Consider the following 26526-nt stretch of genomic DNA (forward strand, 5'->3'; position numbering starts at 1 on the left):
TTAACGGGGGCCAGCCCCCGCCGCCGCAAGCGGCGACTCCCCCGGGATATTTTCAGCCAAAAGAAGCATGGGCGGCCTTGGCTTCTTTTGGCAATAAATATCCCGGGGGGCTCCCGAGCTTGTCTCGGGAGGGGGGCAGCGCCCCCTCTTGGTTTCTTTTTCAGGCGAAACTCAGCTGCGGTTCGGATCAAGCGCGTCGCGCAGCCCGTCACCAAAGAAGTTGAAGGCAAGAACCACCACGATGATCGGCAGCATGGGGATGGCGGTCCAGGGATAGATCTCGATCGACGCCAGGTTCTGCGCATCATTCAGCATGACTCCCCAGCTGACAGCCGGAGCGCGCAGGCCAAGGCCTAGGAATGACAGCGCGGTTTCCCCAAGGATCATCGCGGGGATCGACAGGGTGGCCGACGCGATCAGGTGGCTGAGGAAGTTGGGCAGGAGGTGTTTTCTGATCACGCGGCCGGGTTTCGCGCCCATCATCTCGGCGGCGCGCACGAATTCCTCTTCGCGTAGGGACAGGAATTTACTTCGCACCGCGCGGGCCAATCCTGGCCAGTCGAGAATTCCCAGGATGATCGAGATGATGAAGAACACCGAGACCGGCCCCCAATGCGAGGGCACCGCGGCCGAAAGCGCGAGCCAGAGCGGCAACTCGGGCAGGCTTCGCAGGATTTCGATCACCCGGTTGATGATCCAGTCCAGGAAGCCGCCGAAATACCCGGCGATGGAGCCAAGTACGATACCAATCACGAAAGACACGGTGATACCGACAAGGCCGACGGTCAGCGACAGTTGCGCCCCGTAGAAGATCCGGCTGAACACGTCGCGGCCCAACCTGTCGGACCCCCACAGGAAAATGGTGGCACCCTCGGGGGCGCAGAAAAGGCGGGTGTTGGCCTTGAACAGGCCGGCAAAGCGGTAATCCGAGCCTTCGCAGAAAAACTCCAGCCTGGCCGGCTTGTCGGTGTCGGGCACGTATTCCCAGGCGAACTCTTCCAGGTTCATTTGGGCAGTGGTTTCATAAACGTAGGGTCCGATGAATTTGCCGTCGTAAAAGAACCGCACCATCTGGGGCGGGTGATACAGATAATCCTCCAGCCGCTCGTTGGGTGTGTAGGGCGAGATGAACCCGGCGAAGGGCAGGATCAGGTAGGAGAACAGAAGAAACAGCCCCGCCACCAGGCCCAGCCGGTGCTGTTTGAAACGCAGCCACAGAAGCCGGGTGTTGGACATGTCCAGCTCGGCGTGGCGCACCTCGGCACCGGTATCGCGTTCATAGGGGGTGTCATCAACATACCGTCCGTCGGGCAAGGTGGTCATTTCTCACGCCCTCCGAAGCGAATGCGGGGATCGAGCAATGCCAACAGCACATCCGACACGAGTGTTCCAATCAGGGTAAGCAGGGCCACGAACATCAGCACGAAAGCCGACAGGAACAGATCCTGCGATTTCAACGCCGTCAGAAGCACGGGACCGATGGTTTGCAGGCCCAGCACCACCGACACCAGAACCGAGCCGGATACCAGCGAGGGCAGCAACGTGCCGATATCGGCCACGAAGGGATTGAACGCGACGCGAAGCGGGTATTTCACCAGCATCGCGCTTTCTTTCATGCCCTTGGCGCGGGCGGTTTCGACATAGGGTTTGCCCAATTCGTCCAGCAGGTTGGCGCGCAGGCGCTGCATCATGGCCGCGGCACCGGATGTCCCGATGACGAAGGTGGGAATGATCAGGTGGACCAGGACCGATTTCATCTTTTCAAATGTCATCGGCTCGCCTTCGAATTTCGGGTCCATCAGCCCGCCGATAGGCAGATTCAGGTACCGGTTGCCGTAGTAGAACAGGATCAGCGCCAGCAGGAAGTTGGGCGTGGCAAGCCCGAGGTAGCCGACAAAGGCCGAGGTATAATCGATCCACGTCTTGGAGCGGGCCGCCGCGATGACGCCCAATGGGAGCGCGATGGCATAGATGAACAGCACGGCGGCAAGGTTCACCAGCACAGTCATCCACAGCGCCCCGCCCACCAGATCGGCAACCGGTTTGTCGAATTCGAAAGACCAGCCGAACTCCCCCTGGATCATCCCGGCAAATCCGTAGGGGCCGGGCAGAAACCCCATCCAGATCATGTATTGTTTCCACAGCGGTTGATCGAGCGAGTATTCGCGGCGCAAAAACTCGGCCTTGTCGATACCCGAGGACTGCCCGGTGGCGCGCAATTCATTGATCTGGTTGGACAGGTAGTCGCCCGGTGGCAGGTTGATGATGATGAAGATCATCACCGACACCACCAAAAGGGTGATCAGCATGGTCACAAGTCGAAAGACTGCAAAGCGCAGTATGGCCATCATGCGCTCCTAGTCGGTCATGAAGAATTCGTCGGGACGGTGCATCCCGAAATGTGCCCCCGGCGACCAGGCCCAGATCGCCTTTTCCGGGACGTTCCTGACGCGGTTGGAAACAACGACCGGCTGTGGTGCCTGGTTGAGCAGGCCAATGGCAAAGACCTGATCGGCGTGGATATCAACCATTTCCTGCCAGATCTGCCCCCGTTCCACGGCCGAGTAGGCGCGGTTCCAGGCATCGGCCAATTCGTCGAGCCGGATCGCGGCGGGCAGGTCGGGCGGCTCGCCTGCATCGCCATTGGTTTGATGATACTGGCCCCATTTCGGCCAGGCGAAGAACTCTTGCTGGCGCGGCGCGACATAGGCGGGCGACGTATAGGTTTGGGGAAGGCCATTGTCCCAGCCGAACCACACAGAGGCCATGGATTCGCCAGAGTAGACCCGGTTGCGCAGAATGTCGCGTTCAAGCGGGCGCATGATCAGCTTGATGCCGATGTCCTTCCAGTTGTCGATGACGATCTGAAGCGCGTTTTCAACCTCTTGCCGCTCGCCGGCGGTTTCGACCACGATCCACATCGGACGCCCGTCGGGCAAAACGCGAAAACCGTCTTTGTCACGGTCGGTCAGGCCCATTTCATCCAGAATGGCATTGGCGCGGGCCGGGTCATAATCGGCCCAGGCCCGACGGTTTTCCTCTTTGTAGAACGGGCTAAGGGGCAGCACGGTCATCGCGCCCTCTTTTGCAAGACCGAAATACAGGCTTTTGTTGATGATCTTGCGATTGATCGCCAGCGACAGGGCGCGGCGCAGGCGCGCATCGCGCATGATCTCGCGCCAGCCATCGTCATTGTAGTTGAGATTGAGGTAGATCGCGATCTGCGAAGCGGTACCGTTGCCCCAGAGATAGGTCGTGTAGTTCCCGCCGGCCTCGCCCTTTTTCAGGATGGCGGTGTCCTTGAAATCCAGCCCGCGGGCCTGAAGATCGACCTCGCCCGCATTGGCCTTGGCCGCGACAAGACCCGGCGCGACGACCTGCATTTCCACAACGTCGATATAGGGCAGTTGCACGCCATTCGTATCGGCCCGGTGGTAATAGGGGTTGCGTACGAAGAGGAAGCGGCTTTTGCCGTCCTTGGTGGCCAGCATCCAGGGTTGCAGCGTTGGCAGGTCCGGGTTGTCGAACTTGTACATATTGTCGCTGCGATTGTGCAGCGCGGGCCAGCTGCGCACGCGGGCCTCGTAGAGCAATTCGCTCAGACCCTCTTCATCGGCATATTTGGCGTGCAGTTTCTTGAGAAAATGCGACGGGCGGTAGATGAAGGGCGGGCGGGCCTCGGCCAGCATTTGCAGGAATTGCGGGTTGGGTTTCTCCCATTCGTAAATGATGGTGGTTTCATCAGGGAACGTGACAGTCGGCAGCTTGCCATCGACCCGCAGGAAATCGATCGGGCCGGAGGGCGACAGAAGCTCGTTATTGGCCACGTCCTCCCACCAGTAGCGGAAATCCTCGGATGTGAAGGGCGCGCCATCCGACCAGCGGTGCCCCGGACGCAGGCGCATGGTGAACTTGCGGTCATCGACATTGTCGAGGGATTGCAGGATATCGGGCACCAGTTCGTAGCGTTCATTGTAACCCACCAGGCGCGCATAGCCGTAGACCACCATCTGGCGCACATCCTTGGCGCGCGTGACCATGGTGCGCAGCGTCCCGCCCTGTTGGCCGAACTCGCGCCCTTTCAGGCTCAGATCGACCAGCAGCGGCGCAGAGGGCATACGTTCGGCCACTGGTGGCAGGTTGCCGGTGTCCACTTCGCTCTGCCAGAAGGCGCTTTCCTGCAACTCCTGGGCGGACAGGGGTGCGGCCGACAGGGTTGCCAGGGCAAGACCAGCGGCAATCAGATAACGTTTAAGCATAGCGGCGTACCTTATGTCCGGGCCCCGTCACCGTGAGCGGCGGTGTGTCCAGCCCGTCAAAACGGAAGGCCTCGGGCCAGCTTGAGGGCTCGCCCGCGCCCTGGGCAACGATCCGCAGGTTGATCGGACGGTTGATATCCGGTTCCGGCTGGGCGGCAATCAAGGCCTTGGTATAGGGATGCTGGGGATTGTAGAACAGCTGATCGGGTGGCCCCTGTTCCACCACCAGACCGGCGCGCATGACGGCGACCTCGTCGGCGATGCGGGCCACGACGGCCAGATCGTGGCTGATGAACAGGTAGCTGAGATTAAGCCGATCGCGGATTTCTTCGAGCAGTTGCAGCACCTGTTCCTGCACCGACACGTCAAGCGCCGATGTGGGTTCGTCGCAGACCAGGAAGGTTGGCCCAAGCATCAGCGCGCGGGCGATCGACAGGCGCTGGCGCTGACCGCCGGAAAAGGCGTGCGGATAACGGGTGAGCATGTTTTCCGACAACCCCACCCAGCGCAGCATTTCAACGGCGCGTGCGGTGCGGTCGGCATTTGTTCCAATGCCGTGAATTTCCATCGGCTCGGTCAGCGCGTCCTTGACCCGCATCCGCGGGTTCAGCGTGGAATACGGATCCTGGAACACCATCTGCGCCTTGCGCTGAAAGGCAAGCCGATCGGCATTGTCGAGCTTTTGCAGATCCACGGTTTCGCCACCGGTTTGCGCGCGAAACAGGATTTCGGCCCCCGGATCGGCCCGTTCGGCGGCCAACGCCATGCGCGCGCAGGTGGTCTTGCCCGAGCCGCTTTCGCCGACCACGGCCAATGTCTTGCCGCGTTCAACGCCGAATTCGATGCCGCGCACGGCGTGAACGACGGTCCTGGGTTTCCAGGGCGAAGACCCCTTGAGCGTGAACGTCTTGGACACGTTGCGCATTTCCAGGATGTAGTCGCGATCGCTTTCCTTATCCTTGTCCATCGGCGTGGCAGGGATTTCCGGCGCGGCGGCCATCAGATCGCGGGTATAGCCATGCCGGGGATCGTTGAGGATTAGCGGCGCCGGGCCGGATTCGACCACCCGGCCGCGATTCATCACCACAACGCTGTCGGCCATGTTGGCGACAACGCCCAGATCGTGCGTGACAAGGACCACGGCCATGCCGAAATCCTTTTGCAGATCCTTGATAAGGCCCAGCACCTGGGCCTGGGTCGTCACGTCCAGCGCGGTTGTCGGTTCGTCCGCGATCAGCAGTTCGGGTTTGCCCACCATCGCCATCGCGATCATGGCGCGTTGCCGCATCCCGCCGGACAGTTCGAACGGGTATGAATCGTAAACGCGGTCAGGATCCTTGAAGCCGACGCGCTCGAACATGGCCAGAACGCGCTTGCGCTGTTCGGCCCTGTCGATGTTCTTGTGCAGGCGCAGCACCTCTGTCACCTGATTGCCGATCCGGTGCAGTGGCGACAACGAACGCATGGGCTCCTGGAAAATCATCGAGATGCGTTCACCCCGAATGCGGCACATATGACGTTCGCTGACATCCATCAGGTTGATCAGCGCCCCGTCACCGCGCCCCGGAAACAGAACACGGCCGGACCGGACCTGGGCCATTTCAGGCAGAATGCGCAGGGCGGCACGGCAGCTGAGTGTCTTTCCAGAGCCGCTTTCCCCGACAAGGGCAAGGGTTTCGCCCGGCTGCACCGAGAAATTGACATCATCGACGACGGGCGCGGCATCGCCAAAACCGATCGTCAGGTTTTCAACAGTCAATAGTGCCGACACGCCCAATTCCCCTGCCTCGCCCCAAATTCCTTCCCGTTCCGGGGCGAGGCGCTGTTTCCGAGTGAACATGATTATCCGCATTGTCGCAAGCGTCTAGGACGGTCCGGGCGCGAACCCATGAAGTTCCGTGCATTTGCACGGTTTCCCGACACCCGGACGCGGCGGGGGTGACATCGACCGCAAAACCGGTATGAGGAAGCGGCAAGAGCACTTGAGGAAACCTGATGAGCCGACTGGATGTCTTTATCAACCGTATGGCGTCACAACGCGCCTGTATCGATTTCGCGGCCCGACAGACCCGCGAACGGGGCGGGCCGGTGTTCGAGTTGGGGCTGGGCAATGGCCGCACCTTCGATCATCTGCGCGAGCAAATGCCCGAGCGCGATATCTATGTATTCGAGAGGGAAGTTGCATCGAACCCGGCCTCAACCCCGGCCCCGGAAATGACCATTCTGGGCGACGTGCGCGAGACACTGCCGGCGGCGCTTGCCCGGTTCGGCGCCACGGCCAGCGTGATCCACGCCGATCTGGGTGGACATGACCTGGCCAGGAACGACCGGTTCGCGCGCGATATTTCGCCCCTGATCGAGCCCTTGCTGGGTCCGGGCGGCATCATGGTGTCGTCGGACCGCATGTATTTCGCCGGCCTGCGCGAACTGCCGCTTCCGCCCGACGCGGTTGAAGGGCGGTGCTTTGTGTACCGTCGGGACGCGTAGAACTGTCTGGATTCCGGGCGGTTGCACCGGTAATAGGCGCAAAATTGTAGACCGTGCTGATTTGTACCTTCATATTGGCGGAACACCGGTTTAAGGGTGTAGCCGTTAAATGGGATACTCAGCGGCGCGTTCGAGCAGGCGCCACAAGCTTTAGTCTGTCCAGGACGGTGAGGGACATGGAAGAAAACAAATCCAGCTTTCTGACGTTTGCCGAGCGGTTCTTCCGGCTGGGCGGCGGATTCCTGGTTGCCGAAGACAACCCGTATTTCGTTCCGACCGATGCCCTGGAGGACAGGAGCGGCGAGTGGCCCGACGGCTATCTGTCGATGGCGCATTACGATTACCTTGGCCTGCTGCATCACCCCGAAACCACCGCCGCCGCAAAGGCGGCGATTGACCGTCACGGGACCGGCGTGGGGGCCTCGCGGCTGGTGGGCGGAGAGCGCCTGGCGCATCGCGCCTTTGAAGAAGACATGGCGGATTTCCTGGGAGTCGGCGGCGTGCTGACAATGATCTCGGGCTATCTGACGAATGTCAGCGTGATCGGTCTTTTGGCGCACCACAAGGATCTGATCATTGTGGACGAGCTGGCGCATAATTCGATCATGGTCGGGGCGCAGGGGGTCAAGGCTGATCTGCTGTCGTATCCGCATAATGATCTGGACGCGTTGGACAAGCTGCTGGGCGAGAAACGCGGCAGCTATAACCGGGTGTTGATCTGTACCGAGGGCCTGTTCTCGATGGACGGCGACATCACTGATCTGCCCAGGCTGCTGGAGATCAAGGATCGCCATGACGCGTGGCTGCTTTTGGACGAAGCGCATTCCTACGGCGTGCTTGGTCCCACGGGGCGCGGCCTGTGCGAGCATTTCGGCATCGACCCGGAGCGCGTGGAGCTTTCGATCGGGACATTGTCCAAGAGCTTTGCCTCGGCCGGTGGGTTTGTGGCGGGCAACAAGAAGGTCATCGAGTGGATGCGGTTCGGCATCGCCGGGTTCATCTATTCGGTGGGCTTGCAGCCGGCAACGGTGGCCAGTTCGCACCAGGCCCTGAAGATCTTGCGCGACGAGCCGGACCGGGTGACACGGCTGCGGCGCAATTCCAAGCTGTTCCTGCGCAAGGCGCGCGAGGCCGGGCTGAACACCGGCACCGCGATCGGCGAGGCGGTGGTGCCGGTATTGTTCGAGTCGCCCATGGAATGCATGCTGGCGGCCAAAGCATTGATGGATCAGGGTATTTATGCCCCGCCTGTCATCCAGATCGGCATTCCCAAGGACTTGCCGCGCATCCGCTTCTTCCTGTCGGCCACCCATACCGAAACTGATATCGACCGCGTGATCAACGCGCTGGTCGCGGCGTCAGGCGGGGTGCATTCCGTACGGAACCGATTGAGCGCGGAATAATCCCGATGCTGCGCATGTGCCTGTCCCGACTGCCGTTGCCGTGCGTTTTTATGCTGGTGGGTCTGATGGTCGTTGCGGCGGCGCTGCCCGCCCAGGCGCGGCCGGGCATCCGGCTGACGGAAAGCAGCGTGTCATACTCCCTGCCCCGGGCTCGCGCCGAGTTCCCGCATCCTGACGAACCGCGCCAGCTGTTCTTTGTTCAGCGCACGCCAAACGCCAACACCGTTGTCTATGCCGCCCGGTTCACCGCCGACGGGCGTCTCGACCCGCGCCGCCCGGTGGTTGCCTATTGGCGCCGCTATGCCAGCCAGGGGCAGACCATGCGGCTGCGCTGGTACGAACGGTTGTTCGGCTATGGTGTCTGGAGCCGGCCGAACCGCAATGGATCGGGCTATCTTGTGGGCGTCAACGCGATGCGGAACACAAGCGTGGAGCTGCGCCAGACCGGTCCGTTTCAAGCCGCGCTATGGACACGGGTCGACAATCGTGATTTTCAGCTGGTCTATGGCTACCTGGACCTTGACGAAAGTGGGATGCTTCCCAGGGTCGAACGCCTGCGCCTATACACCACGGACCCGGAAACGGGCCGCTATGTCACACATTTTTTTGCAGTTTCCGGTGGAGAATACCACGAATGACTTCGCAGACGACGAAAACCCCCATCCGCACCGTGATCGTGGGGGTTGGCAATTGTGCCAGTTCGCTGATCCAGGGCGTTTCCTATTGCAAGGCGACGGGCGCTGAGGCCGTGGGGGTGAGCTTTCCCGAGCTGGGCGGCTACCGGCCCGAGGATATCGAGCTGGTTGCCGGGTTCGACGTGGATCTGCGCAAGGTTGGCAAGCCGCTGGGCGAGGCGGCTTTCGCGGCGCCCAACTGCACCGAACGGTTCCACACCGATCTGGAGGACCAGACCGCACCGATCCATCGCGGGCCCGATCTGGACGGGGTGGCCTGGCATATGTTGCAGAACCCCGAGGATCGTTCGTTCCGCCTGTCGCAGGAACCGGCGCTGAGCAAGGACGACGTTGTGGCCACGCTGCGCGCGCTGGAAGCAGAGGTCATGATCATCTTCCTGCCGGTGGGATCGCAGAAGGCCGTGGAATTCTACGTGGAATGCGCATTGGAGGCCGGGGTGGCCGTGGTAAACGGCATCCCCGTGTTCATCGCCTCGCATCCGGTCTGGGCCGCGAAATTCCGCGCCGCGGGCGTGCCGATCCTGGGCGATGATTTCAAGGCCCAGTTCGGCGCCACCATCGTGCACCGCACATTGGTCAATCTGGCCCGGATGCGCGGTGTCGAGATCGACCGCACCTATCAGCTGAACGTGGGCGGCAACACCGACTTTCTGAACATGACCGAGCAGGAACGGCTGACCAACAAGCGCGAGAGCAAGACCGAGGCGGTACAGGCCGCGTTGAACAACCGACTGCATGAAAATGACATCCGCATCGGCCCGTCCGACTATGTGCCCTGGCTGAACGACCGCAAGGTTGCCTATGTGCGCATGGAAGGCCGCCTGTTTGGCGGGGCACGCACCAATATCGAGGTACGGCTGGATGTCGAGGACAGCCCCAATGCCGCCGCCGAGGCGCTGGTGGCGATCCGGCTGGCGCGGATTGCGCGTGATCGCGGAATGGCCGGGCCAATCGCGGATGCCAGCGCGTTTCTGTTCAAGCACCCGCCAGAACAGATCGAAGACACTGATGCCCATGACGTGATCCTGAATTTCGTCAAAGGGGACGGGGCAGGCGCCTGATGCGCCCGGCCTTTGTCACCGGCGGATCAAGCGGCATCGGACTTGCCGCTGCTGTACTGCTGGCGAAACGAGGCCATGACATTGCGCTTTTCGCCCGCGATCCGGGCCGGCTGGCGGCGGCGCGGCAGGTCATTCTTGACGCGGCGCCCGACATATCCGTGCGCGAGTTTCCCGTTGATGTCAGCGATCGCGCCGCGGTGGAAAGCGCCGTGGCCGAGGCCGTTGCGGCGATGGGCGTGCCGGGATTCGCCATTGCCAGCGCGGGCATAGCCGAACCGGGCCTGTTTGCCGAACAGCCAGTCGACCTGCACGAACGCCATATGGCGATCAACTATTTCGGAGCGCTCTATTTCGTCAGAGCCCTGACCGGCCCGATGGCCGATGCCGGCGGCGGCAAGGTCGGGCTGGTCTCGTCGGGGGCGGCATTTTTCGGGATCTACGGCTATTCCAGCTATGCGCCGTCGAAATTCGCGCTGCGTGGATTGGGCGAAGTGCTGCATGTGGAACTGGAACCGCGGGGCATCGACGTGACGATCTGTTATCCACCCGATACCCAAACGCCAATGCTGGAGGCCGAGATGGCCACCAAGCCCGCCGCGACGGTCGAGATTACCAGGGGAGGCGGGCTTTGGCAGGCCGAGGCCGTGGCCGCCCGGCTGATCGCCGGGATGCAGGCCGGACGGCTGGTGGTGGCGCCGGGTTTCCAGATGGCGGGGCTAAACCGGTTCACAAGCCTGATCGCGCCGATCCTGCGCTGGCATCAACGGCGGCTGATCCGCAAGTTCAGCGAATGAACGGGCTGAGCGCCGAAGGTCTGGCGCTGACCGGGGCCGTGCTTTTGGCGGTGGGTTATGGCGTTTTGGGTGCGCTGTGGCTGATCCCCGCGACCCGGGCGATTGCACGCGATCTGGCGCGGGTGTTTTTCAGTGCCACGATTGTGGCCGTGGTGCTGATCGCCGCCCTGCTGGCGGGCACGGCGGGGCTGGTTCTGTTGATGGTGGCCGTATCGCTGCGCGTCGGGTACGAGGCGGGCCATGTTCGTCTTGGCGCGGGGCGCCCAGCCTGGGGCATGGCGATTGTGGCATTTGGTGTGACAGCGGCGGCCATGGCAGAGCCACTGGCCGCGGTGGCGCTGGCCGGAGTGTGGCCGCTGTTATTGTTGCGCGCCCTTATGGCACGAGGCGGCGGGACGGGACGGGGTTTGTTGGATTTGCTGGTCTTCCCGGTGATCCCGATGGCGTTGCTGGCGCATGGATTGACCGCGCCGGAATGGCGTATTGCCAGCGCCGGGGCCTATGCGCTGGTCGAGATTTTCGACAGTTGCGCGCTGCTGGCGGGCAAGCTGTTCGGCCGGCGCAAGGCGTTTCCGGTGCTGTCACCGGGCAAAACCGTCGAGGGGCTGATCGGTGGCGGGCTTGGGCTATTGGCGCTCAGCGCGGGGGGGGCGGTTCTGCTGGGGTTGGATGGTGGTGCGCTTATCCTGACGGCATCGCTGGTTGCCGGGCTGGCGGTGGCGGGTGATCTGGCCGCCTCGCGGCTGAAACGCATGGCCGGGGTCAAGGATTACCCGGTCCTGATGCGGCGCCAGGGCGGCGTGCTGGATTCGCTGGACAGCTGGATTGCCGCCGGCGCCGGGCTGGTGGCGTTGAATATTATCCTGACGTGGCTGTGACGGGCTTGCACCGGGGGATCGCAGGGGGAATGGTTGCGCCATGAGAGTTCTTCGCCCCCTCATACGGATTCTGGCGTGGCCGGTGCTGGCGCGATTGCTGGTGATCCTGGCGGTGGTCGAGGCGATTTTCCTGGCCGAGAGTTTCACGACGCTGCTGGAAGAGGCGCTGCGCAACGATGCGTTGGCGGCGGATGTGGGGATTTTGCTGGTGTTCCGAATGCCCCAGATCCTGGATCTGGCACTGGCGGTCGGGGTGTTGATCGCGGTCTATTTCGTGATCTCGGATGCGCGCAACCGGGGCGAATTGATCATCCTTGCCGCCAGCGGCATCCGGTGGCGGCAGGTGGTGATGCTGATGGTGCTGCTGGGCCTGATCGGCGGCGCGGTAAGCGTGGCGACGGCGGGATATCTGTCGCCCTTGGCGCGCTATGCCAGCCGCATCAAGATGGCCGAGCTGAAAACCGAATACATCGTGTCGCGCATCGAACAGGCCGGGCCGTTGAACAGCCGGCAGACGATCCGCGATGTAACCTTCATTGCCACCCCGCCCAGGGATGAAAAATTCCGGCGCGGACAGTTGTTCGTGTTCCAGCCGGATGTGGACGGCCAGTGGCGCGCGGTGCAGTCCAGCAACTGGCGCGTGACCGATCCGGACAAGGACGGACAGCGCGCGATCGTTCTGGACTCGCTGTCGGCGCTGGAGGCGCGTTATCCGCGCGACGGCGCCCCCATGACCCATATCAACGCGTTCAACGTGAACCAGGCCGAGTTTGGATTTGGTCTGGCGGATGTGACCGAGGCGCCGGACCGGGAGCGCAGCAAGGCCGAGCGGCTGCTGAATATCTCTCCGGCGCAAACCCCGCGCCTGACACGGATCGTGACGCGCGCCCTGATGGTGCCGATGGCGGCGCTGCTGGCGCTGGCGGCAATCGTGGCCGGCGGGGCCGGGATCAGGCGCTATGTGGCGCTGCCCATCGCGGCGGTGATCCTGATGGCGGGGGATGTGGCCGCGCGCTCGGTATTGGCGGGGGCGGTCGAGGCGATGTCGCCGTTCCTGCTTTTGGGGCTGGCCGTGGCGTTGTATCTTGGGCCGCCGCTGGCCTATCTGGGCTGGCGTGGCGAGGCGCTGATGATCCCGGCGGCGCGGCGGGCATGAACTGGCGCGCGCATACCGGCGTGGCGGTGCGCGCCATGGTGCGCGGTTATCTTGCCGCTATCGGGTTTGTTCTGTTTGCGCTGCTTGTCATCGCGCTGTCGATCGACCTGACCGACAGCCTTGACGGGGTACGCGACCGCGCGGCGGCAACGCAGACCCCGCTGTGGCGTGTGTTGATGCCCTATCTGGGCTATCGCGCGGTGGACATCGTGACCCGGCTTTTGGGAATGGCGGCGCTGATCGGTGCCGGGCTGGCGGCGTCGCTGCGACATCAGCGGCTGGAAGACGTTGTGTTGAGTGCCGCCGGGGCGACGCCGGGATTGATGCTGAGCGCATTGCTGATCGTGGGGGTGATCACCGGGGCGGTGCAGGCCTCGTTCCAGAACTGGCTGCGCCCGGCGGCGGTGGAACGCCAGATTGCGGCACAGTTGGGGCGGTATGGCCGTTGGTTCGGCAACACTGACCTGGAGTACCGCTGGATCACGGATGGCAGCCGCGCCATGCGGGCACAGGTAACGCGCGGTGCCGATCCGGCGTTGCGCGACATCCAGTATTTCGAGGGCATCGACACACCGGCGCTGAGCCGTGTCATCTTTGCCGAGCGGGCGGTTCCGGGCGCGCGCGACGGGGCGTGGGTTCTGGAAAACGCAACCGAATGGGACAGCGACGCCGGGATCGGCATGGCCACGACGACGCGCGACCGGATCGGGATCGACCTGCCGCTGAACCGTGCGCGGGTGCGGTGGTTCGGGATCCATGGCTATTACATCCCCAACCCGGCCCTGAAGAAGATCGCCGGGATCGAAGGGCTGTTTGCCGCCAATGACGCGGCCACGTCGCTGGCGTTCCGGCGGATGTCCTTTTTCCTGCCCGGAATCTTTGCCTTGCTGGGCGCGAGCCTTGCGCTGGCGGGGCGGCGCGGGCGGCGCTGGGCGCCGTTTCGTCTTATGGTGCTGGCGACGGTGGGGTATGTGATCCTTGTATCGGTCAAGGTGTTCTGGGCCTTGGGGATTCACGGGCGGATTCCGCCCTACCCGGCGGCCACGATCCCGCTGGTGGTGGCGCTGTCCTTGTCGGCTTTGTTGCTGTTGCACCAGGGCGGGTATCTGCGGCGCCGCGATTAGGCGGGATCGCGGGACTGTATCACCGGCCAGACCGCTTCCACGGCACGTGCATACATTGCCTCGTTATCGATCTCGGTCCAGGCGAGATCCCTGAGCAGAACCGCCTCGATATCGGTATCCCTGGCAAGCGCGCAGACGGCATCTTCGTAATCGGCGCCGGGATTTTCGGCCAACACCGCCTGCCCGGCGGTACGCAAGGCCGCGACCTGGGGAGCGGCAAAACAGGTGATGCCCATCAGTTCGCCAAAATGCGCGCCGGTGCGCGCCGAAATGTCCTTGGACATGAAATCAAAGGCGGGTGTGCCATTCATCCCCTTGCGCGACCAGACGTAAACCTCGTCTGTGGCGCCTGTCTTGCCCGACACCATCAGCCGCGTGACACCGGGTTCCACGGGCGACAGGGCGCGCGATTCGTAGATCACGTCGGATTCCAGCAACACCACATGGCCCGTCAGCCCATCCAGCCCGGTCAACAGGGATTTCAGGCTGCCGGTTTCGGCATAGGCGGGGTTGTGGATCAATTCGACATCCGGCTGCCCGCCAAAGTGATCGCGGTACTGATCGTCCAGATGTCCGGTCACGATGCGAATGCGGGGAATGCCGCGGGCGCGCAGCAAATTGATGGAGCGGGCCACCAGCGGCACCCCGTCGATTTCCAGCAGGCCCTTTGGCCTGAGTTGCCCCCGGGGCCCCATGCGGATGCCACGCCCGGCAGCAAGGATCAGTGCGCTCAAATCTACCATGTTGCCCGTGTCCGAAAGCCAGTAAGAATGAGCCGGACCCTATGTGAGGCCGGTGGCATCCGCAAGCCACCCGAACCGGAGGACTTTCCATGGCCCATTCCCTGCGGCAGGTGGCCGCGGCCAATCGAGAAACCGCGCGGGCGGAGAAGCTCAGCAACTGGTCGGTCTATCTGTTGTATCGCCACCCCGGAACGGTGTTGGCGTGGCTTCTGCTGAAGACACGGCTTAGCCCCACCAACGTGTCGGTCATCGGGCTGGGTGTGGCGGGTTTGATGCCGCTGGTTGCCGGGCTTTTGCCGATCGGCGCGGCGGGCATCGTGCTGTTCTGGCTGGCGGTGCTGTTCCAGATCCTGGATTGCAGCGACGGTGCCATGGCGCGCGCCGGGGGTACGGGCAGCGCGGCGGGCGCGCGCTATGATTTCCTGATCGATATGTTCCAGTGGGGTGTTCTTTATGCCTCGATGGGACTGCTGGCGGACCGGATGGCGGATGGCGGCGCGTTCTGGACCATGCTGGGCTTTGCCGCCGGGTGGCTGCGGCTGTTTGCGCGGGTGTGCAACGACGCGGCCCCCGAAAAGACCACCGCGCCGGAGGGGGCGAGCCTGCGATTGGGCAGCTTGATGTGGTTTCTCAATGGTCTGAGCGGGCTGATCCCCCTGTTGTTGCTTTCGGGGCCTTACATGTATGTGGCCGTTATCGCGGTGCTGGTTTACAGCATCGGCGACGTTCTGGATGCCTTGAGCCGGGTTGTTGAATGAAAATCGTTCAGATCACACCCTATGCGATGGACCGCCCCGGCGGGGTGCAATCGCACATTCGCGACCTTGCCACCTGGCTGCGGCTTCGCGGCCATGACGTGCGCATCGTGGCGCCGCCGGGCGACGCGGACGTACCGGGGCTGATGACGCTTGGCGCCTGCCGGTCGGTATCGTTGCATGGCACCCGGTTCGAGCTGACGCGGGCACGGCGGGCCGAACTGGCGGATTGTGTCGAACGGTTGCGCGCCTGGGGCGCAGAGGTTACGCATCTGCACACACCCTGGACACCGATGCTGCCATGGCAGGTGTGGCGCGCGCTGGATCTGCCTTCGGTCGCGACATTCCACGCAACATTGCCCGCGACAACCGGGCTGGACCCGGTGGCGTGGTTCCTGCGCCAAAGCGCGCATCGCTTCAACAGGCACCTGAAGGCGGTGGTGGTGCCATCGCGCGCACCGCTTGCGCAATGGCGTGCCGCCGGGGCCGATCCCCTGCCCCGCATCCTGCCCCCGGCGGTGGATCTGACGGAGTGGCGCAAGGCGGCAGAGCAGGCCCGCCCGGGCACCGGTTTGCGGGCGATCTATATGGGGCGCCTTGAAGAGCGCAAGGGCGTTGCCGTCTTGCTGGAAGCGTGGAAGCGGGTGCACGAGGAGCGGCCTGACGCCAGGCTGACCATCGCCGGCAGCGGCCCCGAAGAAGGCCTGCTGCGCAACCGGGTGATCCACTCCAACATCGGCGGCGTCAGCTTTGCGCCGCCGCCGGACAACGCGGCGGCGCGCGAAATGGTGGCGGCGGCGGATCTGTTCATCGCGCCGGCCCTGCATGGCGAGAGTTTCGGGCTGGTTCTGGCCGAAGCCATGGCGGCGGGCACGGTGCCCGTGGCGGCGGCCAATGCCGGGTTTGCGACGGTTCTGACGGGGGCGGGGCAGGGCCTGTTGGTACCACCGGGCGAAACCTGGCCACTGGCGCGCAGGATTCTGGATCTGGCAGAGCATCCGGCCAGGCTGGAGCAAATGCGGCGCTGGGCGATGAGCCAGGCGCAGCGGTTCGATATCGCGACCGTGGGACCGTCCTATGAGGCGCTGTTTGCCGAGGCTCTGGGCGGAACGCGGTTGCCAAATAAGCAATAACCGTGCCAGACCGATCAGGCGGGCCGTGGCGCATCCAGGGCAAAAGTAATTCGGAACAGGGTATTGGTGCACGGCGATCTGGTGATTTCAGCGGATTTCGGCACGTCGGGTGTCAAGGTCGGCGTGGTGGATGGCGATCTGCGGCTGTTGGCGCGCACGACCGAGAGTTATCCCTTGCATTTGTCGCCGCCGGGCGGTGCCGAGCAGGTGCCCGACGATTGGTGGGCCGCGCTGGTACGGGCGCTGGGCGTGCTGCACGCGCAGGTGCCGGATCTTGATACGCGCGCCGGGGCGCTGGTGTTCTGTGCCCAGGCCTGTGGCGTGATCTGCGTGGATGCGCGGGGCATGGTGCTGCGCAACTGCCTGACCTGGATGGACAAGCGCGCGGTGCGTCAGGGACGACGGATTGTGGGCGGCTGGCCCGCGGTGCGGGGCTATCGCGTTGACAAGGGGCTGACCTGGCTGGCGCTGGCCAATGGGGCGCCCGCGCAGAACGGCATGGACCCGACCGCCAAGCTGGTATGGTTGCAGGAGAACGAGCCCGATCTGTTCGCCCGCACACGCTGGGTTCTGGATGTGCGCGACTGGCTGGTGTATCGCGCCACCGGTGAAATCACGACCTGCCCCGAAAGCGCCAATCTGAGCTGGATCATGAACACGCGCGCCGGGCGCGAGGGCTGGTCGCCCAGGCTGGCGCGCATGGCGGGAATCCCGCTGGACAGGATGCCGCCGATCGTGATGGGGCATGTGCCGGTGGGCCTGTTGCGCCCCGACGCGGCGGCCGAACTGGGGCTGACGGCGCCCGTCCAGGTGGCCGGCGGCACGGTGGATGTGACCGCCGCCGCGCTGGGCACTGGCGAGGTACAGGACGGGGCGCTGCATATCAGCGTGGCCACAAGCGCGTGGATTGCGGGTTTTTTCGACGGGCGGCGCGTCAGCATCCCGCATGCCTATGCCACGATCACCTCGGGGCTGGACTATCGCCCGCTGCTGATCGCAAGCCAGGAAAACGCCGGATCGGCGCTGGAATGGGCGGCGAGGGCCACGGCGGGCGCTTTCCCCCCCGACATGGCGGCGGATGGCGCGCTGCGGGCCGATGACCCGGTGTTCCTGCCCTGGATGACGGGCGAGCGGGTGCCGGTGGATGATGACCGGCTGAGAGGCACGTTCCACGGACTGGGGCTGGAGCATGACGGCGCGGCGCTGCGCCGGAGCGTGGCGGAAGGTGTGGCCCAGAACCTGCGCTGGGCCTTTGGCAAGGTGATCCGGGAACGCGGCGCGCGGCGCGACGGGCCGGTTGCGATGGTGGGTGGCGCGGCAGCCAATCCGGGCTTTGCCCAGCTGATGGCCGATACGCTGAACCGCGAAGTTCGCGTGGGCGCGGCGCGCCATGCCGGGGTATTGGGTGCGGCAACGCTGGCGGCGCCGATGATGGGCTGGGCAAATTCGCCGGAGGCGGCGGCGGAGCGTCTGCAAGGGCGGGTGACGGCCAGCTATCACCCCGATGCGGCGCGCGCGGAACTGCTGGCAAACCGCGCCGCGCGTCTTGACAGGCTGCGGGGCGACGTGATCCGAAGCTATCGGCGCTGACGCGGGGCACAGGAAGGGCAAGAGCATGATCGACGGACTGTTGAAATCGAAGATCGATCCGATCTGGGAAGCGATGTCCACGCCGCTTGTGCGTGCCGGGCTGACCCCCAATCAGGTGACATTTGCCGGGCTGGTCCTGATTCTTGTGGCCTCGGGCGCCTATCTTCTGCACGGGCTGGCATTGATATATGGCATCTCGCTTGCCTTTGCTTTTGCCTTTGACGCGCTGGATGGCGCGGTGGCGCGGCGCACGGGGCTTTCAAGCCGCGCCGGTGGCTATTTCGATGCCATGGTGGACCGGTATCAGGAATTGATCGTGCTGGCGGCGATTGCGCTGGTGAATGACCAGTGGCCGCTGGCGCTGGCCTGTTTTTCGGGCAGCGTCATTACATCCTATGCCAAGGCTCGCACGGCGCTTGAGATCGAGGTGAGCAACGATGACTGGCCCGATTTCTTCGAGCGGCTGGAGCGGGTGATCTACCTGTGCGCCATGCTGATCGGCGCCGGTGTGCTGGGCGGTTGGGTGATCACGCTTGGGCTGACGGGGTTCGCAATCCTGTCGCATTTGACCGCGCTGCAACGGATGCGCCGGGCCACCGCGCTTTTGCGCGCCGTCGACGATCAGGCGCGCAAATAGCGGCCCAGTGCCAGCACGCTTTCCGGGATCCATGCCAGAAAATACAACAGAAAGGACGAGATCAGCAGCAATTCGACCGAGACATAGGTTTGATACAGCAGGGGCGCGGCAGGGCCGGTATCAAGATCCTTGACGATAAAGAGCGCAAGATAGGCCACGCCCAACGCTGCCGGAACCAGGATCAGCCAACGCCGAAACCGGCAGGTGGCCACACCCAGGAGCCGGCCGCGCAGCGGCGGCGCATCGCAGCTGCGCGACAGCATTTCGCCAATGAACACCGCGAAGGCCTGGGAAAAGAAGAACAGATAGCTGCCGGCCATATGCAGGGCGTTGTGGGTGGGAAAGCGGAACTGGCTGAGCATCACCATTCCGACCGAGGCCAGCGCCTGAAGCAGGATGACCACTCCGGACAGCCCCACGATCCATCCCAGCTGGCCACGTGGCATGGCCCCGGCCTGACGCCTGGCCGATCGCACGAGCACCGTCATAAGCACGGCAACGGCAATGAACAGCAAAGGCGCGCTTATCAACATCCAGTTGGCAAACGGCTCGCCCACCGCCGGTTCGGATATGGCCCGGCTGATTGTGGGGGGCTTGCGCGCGACATAATCCGGGCGCAGCAGGGCAAAGCTCCACCGGGATGTATAGATCAGGTAGTTGACCACCGTGGCGACAAAGACCGTGAACACGATGGAACACACCAGCGCGACGGCACCAAGCCGGGATACCGGGCTCATGCGAGGGCCTTTCGATTGGGTTGCCGTAGATCGGAAATCACCTTGCCACCTTCCATCTTGATCAGCCGGTCGCATTTGGAAAACTGGTGGTCGTCATGGGTGACGGCCAGCACCAACCGCCCCGACGCGGACAATTCCGGCACCAGCACGTCATAAAAGAACGCCCGGTTGGCCGGATCCTGATCGGCGGCGAATTCGTCCAGAACGATGATCGGGCGCTGCTCGGCCAGCGCCACGGCGAGCGCCAGCCGGCGGCTTTGCCCGGCGGAAAGCGACGTCGAGGAAAAACGGTCATCGTGCAGTTGCACCCGGCTGGACAGGCCCAGCTGGGCAATACGGGTTTCCAGCGCGCGCAGTTCGTCCGAGTTCATGCCATAGGCACGATCAAAGAGGTGAAACCCGCTGAAAACGCCCGAGAACAATTCGCGATACACCGATGTTGTGTCCTCGGTCAGGGGGGCGCCGTCCAGCAGGATCTCGCCCTGCTCGGGGTGGCGCAAGCCGGTGATCAGCGACAGGAGCGTGGTCTTGCCCGACCCGTTGCCGCCACAGATGAACACGGTTTCGCCGGGGCGAAAGGACAGATCGATGGGACCAAGGTGAAACGCCTCGGCATCGGGTTTTTCCAGTTCGCGAACCGTCGCGGTGACGCCCTTGAGTTCGATACTGTCGAATCGTTGCTGCGGCGTGGCCGGGGTTTTGAGCGATTTCGATTGCGCGTTTTCCAGGGTCTCTTCGATCTTCTGGATCTTGTAATAGGCGTTTTCGGCCCGCGACAGGCGCGGCATCAGATTGAACAGCAGTTCGATTGGCCCGGTCGTAAGGAACACGATGGTCAGGACCTGGAACATCACCGTGGTATCGCCGCCCTGGATCAGCGGGATTGCGATGACCACGAAACACAGCAGCATGATGACCGCGCTTTGGCTGACGATGGCATTGCCCGCGAACAGCCGTTCGACCTTGCGCCGCACGGCCATGTGTTCGGCGATGGTGTCCAGCACTTCGGCCTCGAGCGCGGCACGGCGGGTGCCACGCTGACGCAATTCGCGCCAACCGGCAAGCATGTCCCCGACACGGTCGCAATACTGCGCGAAAAGCTGGGAAGAGCGCAGGTTGTGACGGCGGGCGGGCATATCAAGCACGAAATAGCTGATCATGCCCAGGACCACGGCGAAGATCGCGGCCATGCCCGCGCTCCAGGATACGTAGAACAGGTAGGGCACGGCGATGGCCAGCACGATGACGGCCTCGACCGCTTCGATCACGTTGATGACCGAATTGGACAATTCGCCCACCTCGTTCGTCATCGCGGCATAAACCTGGCCATGCGGGCTGGACGACAGGAAATCGACATTGGCGCGCAGCAGGCGCCGCGCCATGCGGTTGCGCAGCGCGGCGACGATCCGTGTGGTCAGGATAAAGGCGCGCAGGCGTTTGTAATAGCCCGCCGCCAGCAAAGTTGCGGCCGACGCCAGCAAAAACAGCACCGACCATCCCATGCCCTGGTCCGCCGTGCGGGCGGTTTCGTTGATGGCAAATATCATGCCAGAGCGGCTGAAGCTGGCCAGCAGCGTGAGCACGACAATCGGGTCGCGGATCACGCCGCTTGTGACAAGCAGAAAGCGCAGCACGGTCACACGGCGCGCGATCATGGCCGAAAGGCCGCGTTCTTCGGGGTCGGGAATTTTCCTGAGGTCGATCTTCACGGCAGTCTCGGAGTGGTTCGGGGGCACGCTAGCGGCTTTGTCGCTCATGTGCCACCCGCCTTCATTGTCGGCCCGCCCACCTGCCAGCGATCGCCATAGTGGCGAATGGCACGGGTGTTGTTGCGGTCTTCGGGATCTCCGCCGCCATTGTTGATACGCGACAGGGCAGTCAGCCGGTAATGCGCGGCACGCGCCTTGGGCAGGCAGCTCAGGCCGCGATTGGGAATGACATCGATCGGTGCCAGGCAGAGCGCGCTGGAGCGCACATCGTCCACCAGGAACGCGGCGCGGGGGGTATCGGAAAAATCGGCAAGATCGGTCTGGTCGAAGAACCGCGGGCGCACGGCATAGCCGAACACACCCAGGAACACATCCACGGTGCGCGCCCGACGCAGCCGGTGGCCGCGCAGCGGCGCGGGCGGGCGTTGCAGCAGGTTGGACAGGACAGTGGTGGGCCGGTCGGTCAGATCGGCGGGCACGATCCAGCCAGCCATGGTCAGCGCCCTGTCCGGGGTTTCGGCGGCGGCGCGTTCGAAGGTTTCCAGGAAATCCGCCGGGTAGATCCGATCATCGTCCACAACCACGATCAGCTGGTCGGGATCGGCGGTCAGCACCGTGGGGATCAGCTTGGTCGCCGGGCCCCAATCCCTGCCCCGCCGGATTTCCACCGAGGCAAGGCCCGCCAGATGCGCGGGAATGTCATAGCCGGTTTCCTCGCGCAGGGAATGGTCCGGCACGTTCAGCACGATACGGGCCGGTGGGCGGGTCTGGGCCAGCAGCCCCTTGAGCACCGTATCGATATGGGCGATGCGGCTGGGGATCGTGGTGAGCGACACGACGATGTCGGCCTTGTCAGCCGAGGCCCAGAACGACTCGAGCGTGGCCAGATCAACCCGGGACAGGCGCCATTCGCGGATCAGGTCCGGCAGGAACCGCTCGCCTTCGAACAGGTGGTGCAGCCAATAGGCGGCGGCAAGGGCCGCCAGCACCGCTGCGAAAAAAATCAACACGTTGTCGCCGTCCGCCATGATTTCGTGGCGCGTGGGCTTGGCAACTGGCCAATCGCGCCCGGCACCGGTTAAATGGGTCCAGAGCAATTAACCGCTGGACCCCGCCAATGCAAAGGCCCAATGACGCTATTTTCGTGACCGGCGCCGATGCGGGGTTCGCGCGCTGCCTGTATCAGCAGCTGCGCGGTGTCGCGCGCATCGGCTGGCACACCGGTGCGCGCTGGATTGTTTTCGACATGGGCATGACACCCGCGCAGGTGGCCGATCTGCAAGCCCGGTTCGGCTGGGCAGAGTGGCGGCGCCTGCCGCTTGAGGATCTGCCACCGCATTATGTGCCGTCCAGTGGATCTTATGCGTTCAAGCCCCATATCCTGCGCGAGGTGATGGCCGAGGCAGGCGGCCCGGTGATCTGGAGCGACAGCGCCAACCTGCCGCGCGGAGCGCCTGACGCGATGCTGGACCATGTGCGCCGCCACGGGTTCTACATCCTGCGGGGGCAAGCCCCGTTGCAGGAGCGTTGTGACCCGTCCATCCTGGAACGGATCGGCACCCCGCGATGGACATGGGGGATGCGCGAATGCGTCGCCTGTTTCCTGGGGTTTGACGCGGGCAACCCGCAAATGCGTGCCCTGATCGACAGCTGGGCGGACTGGGCTACGCATGAGGACGTGCTGTGCCCGCCCAACAGCATTCCCCGGCACATGAACGATCAGGCGGTGCTGAACGCGCTGCTGGCCGGGCCGGTCTGCAAGGGCGAGATCGTGCTGCCCGAACGCGACGTGGATATCAGCTCGGGCAATCCGGCGCGGTTCCTGTCCACGCGCAACAAGGTCAAACCCGGCCTGCCCCATTGGTGCGATCCGCTGGCGCGGCTTTACTGGCGCGTTTACAAGGTGGCGGATCAGGCCGCGCATCGGCGCGCGGCCCGCGCGCGCGCCCGTACACCGGCGGCGGCAACGCGCATCACCGTACAGACGCGCGATGGCGGGCAGTATGAAGTACCGCTACCCGCCGGGACACCATGGTCGCATCCGGTTTTGGCACCCGGCCATGTCTTGCTGCGGGAAGGGGCCGGATCGGTCGCCGTTTCGTTGCCCGATGGTAATGCGCAGCCGGTGCCGCTGGCCGGTCTGGCGGCGGTTTTTCACCATGAAGGCAGGATATGTGCGGTGACAGAGCCACAGGGACGGGGCGACGTTACGCTTTGGCGGTGTGACGATTTTCCCGGAAAGTGGCGGCAATGGAAAACCGTGGTGAACAATGTTTCGTGCCGGGGCAGCAGCGTTTTCGGGCATGACGGGCGCTGGTGGCTGATCACGGCGATGGAAAGCCCGTTCAGCGACGGCAGCTATCGCTATCTTGCCCTGTTTCACACGGACGACCCGGTCAACGGCACCTGGCAGGCCCATCCGGTGAACGCGGACGGGCCGGGCATCACCGCGCGGGACGGTGTTGGCGAGACCGTGGGGGCGGTGTTTCATTGGCAAGGCAGGTTGCTGCGCTGTGCGCGTGCACCGGGCGGCGGGATCACGCCATACGCCATGACGCTGACCCCGGACCGGTTCACGCAAAGCACCCTGCCCCCGCCACCCCGCCTTGAAGCCGCGTGCGGCGCCGGGGCCATCCGCGTGGCCGTCAGCGACGAACTGGTGGTCTGGGAACACGCCATCTAGCGGCGTCGTTTCCTGCATCGCCAGTTCGGTTTCCGGTCAGTGGCGGCATGGACACGCGGCCTAGACTGGCATCAACTCAACATCTGGAGAGAGCCTATGGCCCTGGATTCCCGCCGCCGCGCCGGGGGGCGCGCCGCTCGTCGTGCTGTGCGTACCGCCCATGATTTTTCGATGCTGCCCGGCCTGGAAAACACCCTGCCCCATTGCGAGATCATGTCCGGCGCGCAGGTAGAACGCATCGACGCGGCCTCGATGGATATTCTTGAAAACGTGGGCGTGGTGTTCCGCGACGATATCGCGCTGGACGACTGGCGCCGCGCCGGGGCCAGGGTGATCGGCGAGACCGTCTTTCCCGACCGGGGGCTGATCCGCGACCTGATCGCGACGATCCCGTCGGATTTCACCTATACGGCCCGTAACCCGGCCCGAAATCTGCGGCTGGGAGGGCGACACGCGATGTTCATCCCGATGACCGGGGCGCCCTTTCTGCGCGACCTGGACGATGTGCGCCGCAACCCGACGCTGGACGACCTGGCGATGTTTCACAAGCTCAGTCACATGTTGCCGGCGCTGCATTCTTCGGCCCATCACATTGTCGAGCCTTACGATCATCCGATCAGCCAGCGGCATCTGCGGATCACCTATTCGTCGATGAAACATTCCGACAAGACCTTCATGGGCATGACCACCAGCCCGAAGAACGCCGAAGACGTGATCGCGATGTGCGCCATCCTGTTCGGAGAGGATTTCATCGATACGCACCCCGTCGTCACCGGCAATATCAATGGCAATTCGCCGCTTGTCTGGGACGAAACCATGCTGGGTGCCATGCGCGCGTTTTGCCGGCGCAACCAGCCGGTGCTGTGCTCGCCCTTTGTGCTGGGCGGGGCCAATACGCCGGCGTCTGTTGCGGCGTCAGTGGCACAGTTGAACGCCGAGGCGCTGAGCGCGCTGGCCTATAGCCAGCTGATCCGCAAGGGCGCCCCGGCGATCTATGGCCACTACCTGTCAACCGTCAGCATGAAGTCGGGCGCGCCGATGGCGGGAACGCCGGAAATCAGCCTGATGAATTTCATGATCGGCCAGATGGCGCGGCATTACGGGGTGCCCTGGCGCACGTCGAACACGTTGGGCGGGGCAAAGACGTTTGACGCACAGGCAGGATATGAAAGCGCCACGACGCTGAGCGCGGTGATGCACGCCGGAGCGAATTATATCTGGCATTCCGCCGGCTGGAACGAGGCCGGGATGCATTGTTCGACGGCCAAATTCATCGTGGATGCCGAGCAATGCGCAATGGCCTATCGCATGGCGCAGGGTGTGCAGTGGGACGATTTCGATACCGCGCTGGCGGCGGTGCCGGATGTGGGGCCGGGCGGGCATTACCTGGGCCACCCGCACACGCAGGACAATTTCCAGACGGCATTTTTCATGCCCGGGATGTTCGACAACAACGCGATCGAACAATGGATGGCCGAGGGCAGCAAGGAGATCACCGCGCGCGCGCTGACCCATGCGCGAAACCTGCTGGATGCCTATGAAGAGCCGCTGCTGGACCCGGCCAGGGACGAGGCGCTGCGGGACTATATCGCGCGGCGCGAACGCGAGATTCCGGCGGCGGATGCGTTGAACCAGGAATTCTGACCAGTGCTCAAGAGAGCTTGCGCGATGCCACGCTCCGGCGCAGAGTGACTGTGGAAACCCGCGCCCCTTGCAAAGATCTGCGCCCATGGATCGCCCCGAACGATTTGCCTTTCTTCTGGTTCCGGAATTCACGCATATCGCGTTTTCCTGCGCGATCGAACCACTGCGCATCGCCAATCTGATCACGGGGGAAACCCTGTATGAATGGGTGCTGGCCAGCGGGGATGGCGCCAGCGCCACCTGCTCGAACGGGATCGTGTCGCTGGTGGATTGCCGCTATCGCGATGTACCGCCCAGTGACCGGCTGTTTGTTCTGTCCGGCATCAATGTGCACAACCATTTCGATCCCGATCTGTTGGCCACGGTGCGGCGCGAACGCGTGCGGGGCGCGCGGATCGGGGCGTTGTGCTCGGCGGCGTTCATCCTGGCAAAGGCGGGGATGCTGGAAGGAATGCGCGCGGCGATCCACTGGGATTTCCACGACGGATTCATGGAGGACTTTCCCGGCGTCGATCTTGTCAGCAGCGTGTTCGTGGCCGATGAGCCGATCATCACCGCCTCGGGCGGGACCGCAACGGCGGATCTGATGCTGCACCTGATCGGGCAGACCCACGGCGACGACCTGGCCATCGCGGTGGCCGACCAGATGGTTTACAATGCCGTACGCGAGGGTACGGCGGAACAACGCGTGTCGCTGCAATCGCGTTACGGGATGCGCAATCCGCATCTTGTCAAGGCAATCCAGATCATGAATGACAGTATCGAACGGCCCCGGTCCCCGGCGGTGATCGCCGCCGAGATCGGCATTTCCACCCGCCAGCTGGAGCGGCTGTTCGGAAGGCATCTGAATTGTTCACCCAAGAAATACCTGATGGATTTGCGCCTGCAACGGGCGCGCAACCTGCTGGTCCAGACCGATCAGAGCGTGACCGAGGTGGCGCTGGCTTGTGGTTTTGAAAGCCCGGGCCATTTTGCGCGCGTCTACCGCACGCGATTTGGCATCACCCCCACGGCGCAACAGGCCAGGCTACGCTAGCA

The 26526-nt window shown here is 63.8% G+C and carries 23 protein-coding genes; 15 read left to right on the forward strand and 8 right to left on the reverse strand.

The features are described from left to right. Positions 1 to 171 precede the first annotated feature (171 nt). From I3253_RS06680 to I3253_RS06695, 4 genes are read right to left on the reverse strand one after another with little or no spacing between them, the layout of a single operon-like run. Positions 172 to 1323 (reverse strand): ABC transporter permease, encoded by a 1152-nt coding sequence (locus I3253_RS06680; protein ID WP_197916860.1) that lies wholly within the window; start codon positions 1321 to 1323, stop codon positions 172 to 174. Further along, entirely contained in the window at positions 1320 to 2348 is a 1029-nt protein-coding gene (locus tag I3253_RS06685; protein WP_197916861.1) for an ABC transporter permease, read from the reverse strand. The genes I3253_RS06680 and I3253_RS06685 overlap by 4 nt, the downstream gene beginning before the upstream one ends. Before the next feature lie 9 nt (positions 2349 to 2357). Then, the gene (locus I3253_RS06690; protein ID WP_197916862.1) at positions 2358 to 4259 is read right to left on the reverse strand and encodes an ABC transporter substrate-binding protein; all 1902 of its coding nucleotides are present in this window, start codon (positions 4257 to 4259) and stop codon (positions 2358 to 2360) included. After that, positions 4252 to 6030, reverse strand: coding sequence for an ABC transporter ATP-binding protein (locus I3253_RS06695; RefSeq protein ID WP_197916863.1), 1779 nt, complete (start codon positions 6028 to 6030; stop codon positions 4252 to 4254). Before I3253_RS06695 ends, I3253_RS06690 begins: the two co-directional genes overlap by 8 nt. A 224-nt stretch (positions 6031 to 6254) precedes the next feature. Here I3253_RS06695 and I3253_RS06700 point away from each other — a divergent pair, with 224 nt between their 5' ends. From I3253_RS06700 to I3253_RS06735, 8 genes are all read left to right on the forward strand, one after another. Beyond that, the gene (locus I3253_RS06700; protein ID WP_197916864.1) at positions 6255 to 6746 is read left to right on the forward strand and encodes a class I SAM-dependent methyltransferase; all 492 of its coding nucleotides are present in this window, start codon (positions 6255 to 6257) and stop codon (positions 6744 to 6746) included. A 176-nt stretch (positions 6747 to 6922) separates the two neighbouring features. Further along, entirely contained in the window at positions 6923 to 8149 is a 1227-nt protein-coding gene (locus I3253_RS06705; protein WP_197916865.1) for an aminotransferase class I/II-fold pyridoxal phosphate-dependent enzyme, read from the forward strand. 50 nt (positions 8150 to 8199) lie between these two features. Continuing rightward, complete coding sequence (locus I3253_RS06710) at positions 8200 to 8787, forward strand: DUF4833 domain-containing protein (protein ID WP_197916866.1); 588 nt, start codon at positions 8200 to 8202, stop codon at positions 8785 to 8787. After that, positions 8784 to 9905 carry an inositol-3-phosphate synthase gene (locus I3253_RS06715; protein ID WP_197916867.1) on the forward strand — a complete coding sequence of 374 codons (1122 nt, stop codon included), beginning with the start codon at positions 8784 to 8786 and terminating at the stop codon, positions 9903 to 9905. The genes I3253_RS06710 and I3253_RS06715 overlap by 4 nt, the downstream gene beginning before the upstream one ends. Next, a complete protein-coding gene (locus I3253_RS06720) occupies positions 9905 to 10699 on the forward strand; it encodes an SDR family NAD(P)-dependent oxidoreductase (RefSeq protein ID WP_197916868.1) in 795 nt (264 codons plus the stop codon). The genes I3253_RS06715 and I3253_RS06720 overlap by 1 nt, the downstream gene beginning before the upstream one ends. Then, the gene (locus I3253_RS06725) at positions 10696 to 11577 is read left to right on the forward strand and encodes a phosphatidate cytidylyltransferase (protein WP_197916869.1); all 882 of its coding nucleotides are present in this window, start codon (positions 10696 to 10698) and stop codon (positions 11575 to 11577) included. The genes I3253_RS06720 and I3253_RS06725 overlap by 4 nt, the downstream gene beginning before the upstream one ends. Positions 11578 to 11617: 40 nt before the next feature. Then, positions 11618 to 12733: an LptF/LptG family permease gene (locus tag I3253_RS06730; RefSeq protein ID WP_197916870.1), complete on the forward strand. Its 1116-nt coding sequence runs from the start codon at positions 11618 to 11620 to the stop codon at positions 12731 to 12733. Continuing rightward, positions 12730 to 13857 (forward strand): LptF/LptG family permease, encoded by a 1128-nt coding sequence (locus I3253_RS06735; RefSeq protein ID WP_197916871.1) that lies wholly within the window; start codon positions 12730 to 12732, stop codon positions 13855 to 13857. The genes I3253_RS06730 and I3253_RS06735 overlap by 4 nt, the downstream gene beginning before the upstream one ends. Here I3253_RS06735 and I3253_RS06740 read toward each other — a convergent pair. Next, entirely contained in the window at positions 13854 to 14600 is a 747-nt protein-coding gene (locus I3253_RS06740) for a phosphocholine cytidylyltransferase family protein (RefSeq protein WP_197916872.1), read from the reverse strand. The two genes, I3253_RS06735 and I3253_RS06740, sit on opposite strands and share 4 nt — an antisense overlap. A gap of 89 nt (positions 14601 to 14689) precedes the next feature. Here I3253_RS06740 and I3253_RS06745 point away from each other — a divergent pair, with 89 nt between their 5' ends. From I3253_RS06745 to I3253_RS06760, 4 genes are all read left to right on the forward strand, one after another. Then, complete coding sequence (locus I3253_RS06745) at positions 14690 to 15358, forward strand: hypothetical protein (RefSeq protein WP_197916873.1); 669 nt, start codon at positions 14690 to 14692, stop codon at positions 15356 to 15358. Beyond that, positions 15355 to 16488 carry a glycosyltransferase family 4 protein gene (locus I3253_RS06750; protein ID WP_197916874.1) on the forward strand — a complete coding sequence of 378 codons (1134 nt, stop codon included), beginning with the start codon at positions 15355 to 15357 and terminating at the stop codon, positions 16486 to 16488. Before I3253_RS06745 ends, I3253_RS06750 begins: the two co-directional genes overlap by 4 nt. A 66-nt stretch (positions 16489 to 16554) precedes the next feature. Beyond that, positions 16555 to 18078, forward strand: a complete 1524-nt coding sequence (locus I3253_RS06755) for a xylulokinase (RefSeq protein ID WP_197922239.1) — start codon at positions 16555 to 16557, stop codon at positions 18076 to 18078. A gap of 25 nt (positions 18079 to 18103) precedes the next feature. Beyond that, on the forward strand, positions 18104 to 18715 hold the full coding sequence (locus I3253_RS06760) for a CDP-alcohol phosphatidyltransferase family protein (protein WP_197916876.1): 612 nt from the start codon (positions 18104 to 18106) through the stop codon (positions 18713 to 18715). On the opposite strand, the gene I3253_RS06765 is transcribed toward I3253_RS06760, so the two are convergent. Genes I3253_RS06765 through I3253_RS06775 form a run of 3 tightly spaced genes read right to left on the reverse strand, consistent with a single transcriptional unit; the run spans position 18700 to position 22171 of the window. Beyond that, a complete protein-coding gene (locus I3253_RS06765) occupies positions 18700 to 19452 on the reverse strand; it encodes a hypothetical protein (RefSeq protein ID WP_197916877.1) in 753 nt (250 codons plus the stop codon). The two genes, I3253_RS06760 and I3253_RS06765, sit on opposite strands and share 16 nt — an antisense overlap. After that, positions 19449 to 21209 carry a cyclic peptide export ABC transporter gene (locus I3253_RS06770; RefSeq protein ID WP_197916878.1) on the reverse strand — a complete coding sequence of 587 codons (1761 nt, stop codon included), beginning with the start codon at positions 21207 to 21209 and terminating at the stop codon, positions 19449 to 19451. The genes I3253_RS06765 and I3253_RS06770 overlap by 4 nt, the downstream gene beginning before the upstream one ends. Further along, on the reverse strand, positions 21206 to 22171 hold the full coding sequence (locus I3253_RS06775) for a hypothetical protein (protein WP_197916879.1): 966 nt from the start codon (positions 22169 to 22171) through the stop codon (positions 21206 to 21208). The genes I3253_RS06770 and I3253_RS06775 overlap by 4 nt, the downstream gene beginning before the upstream one ends. Positions 22172 to 22278: 107 nt before the next feature. On the opposite strand from I3253_RS06775, the gene I3253_RS06780 reads away from it, so the two are divergent. The 3 genes from I3253_RS06780 (at position 22279) to I3253_RS06790 (ending at position 26524) form a co-directional block, all read left to right on the forward strand. Continuing rightward, positions 22279 to 23844, forward strand: coding sequence for a glucosamine inositolphosphorylceramide transferase family protein (locus I3253_RS06780; protein ID WP_197916880.1), 1566 nt, complete (start codon positions 22279 to 22281; stop codon positions 23842 to 23844). 96 nt (positions 23845 to 23940) lie between these two features. Further along, a complete protein-coding gene (locus tag I3253_RS06785) occupies positions 23941 to 25488 on the forward strand; it encodes a trimethylamine methyltransferase family protein (protein ID WP_197916881.1) in 1548 nt (515 codons plus the stop codon). Positions 25489 to 25573: 85 nt separating this feature from the next. Further along, entirely contained in the window at positions 25574 to 26524 is a 951-nt protein-coding gene (locus I3253_RS06790) for a GlxA family transcriptional regulator (RefSeq protein WP_197916882.1), read from the forward strand. Positions 26525 to 26526 lie beyond the last annotated feature (2 nt).

Source organism: Thiosulfatihalobacter marinus, from assembly GCF_016019955.1.
GTDB classification, from domain to species: domain Bacteria; phylum Pseudomonadota; class Alphaproteobacteria; order Rhodobacterales; family Rhodobacteraceae; genus Shimia; species Shimia marinus_A.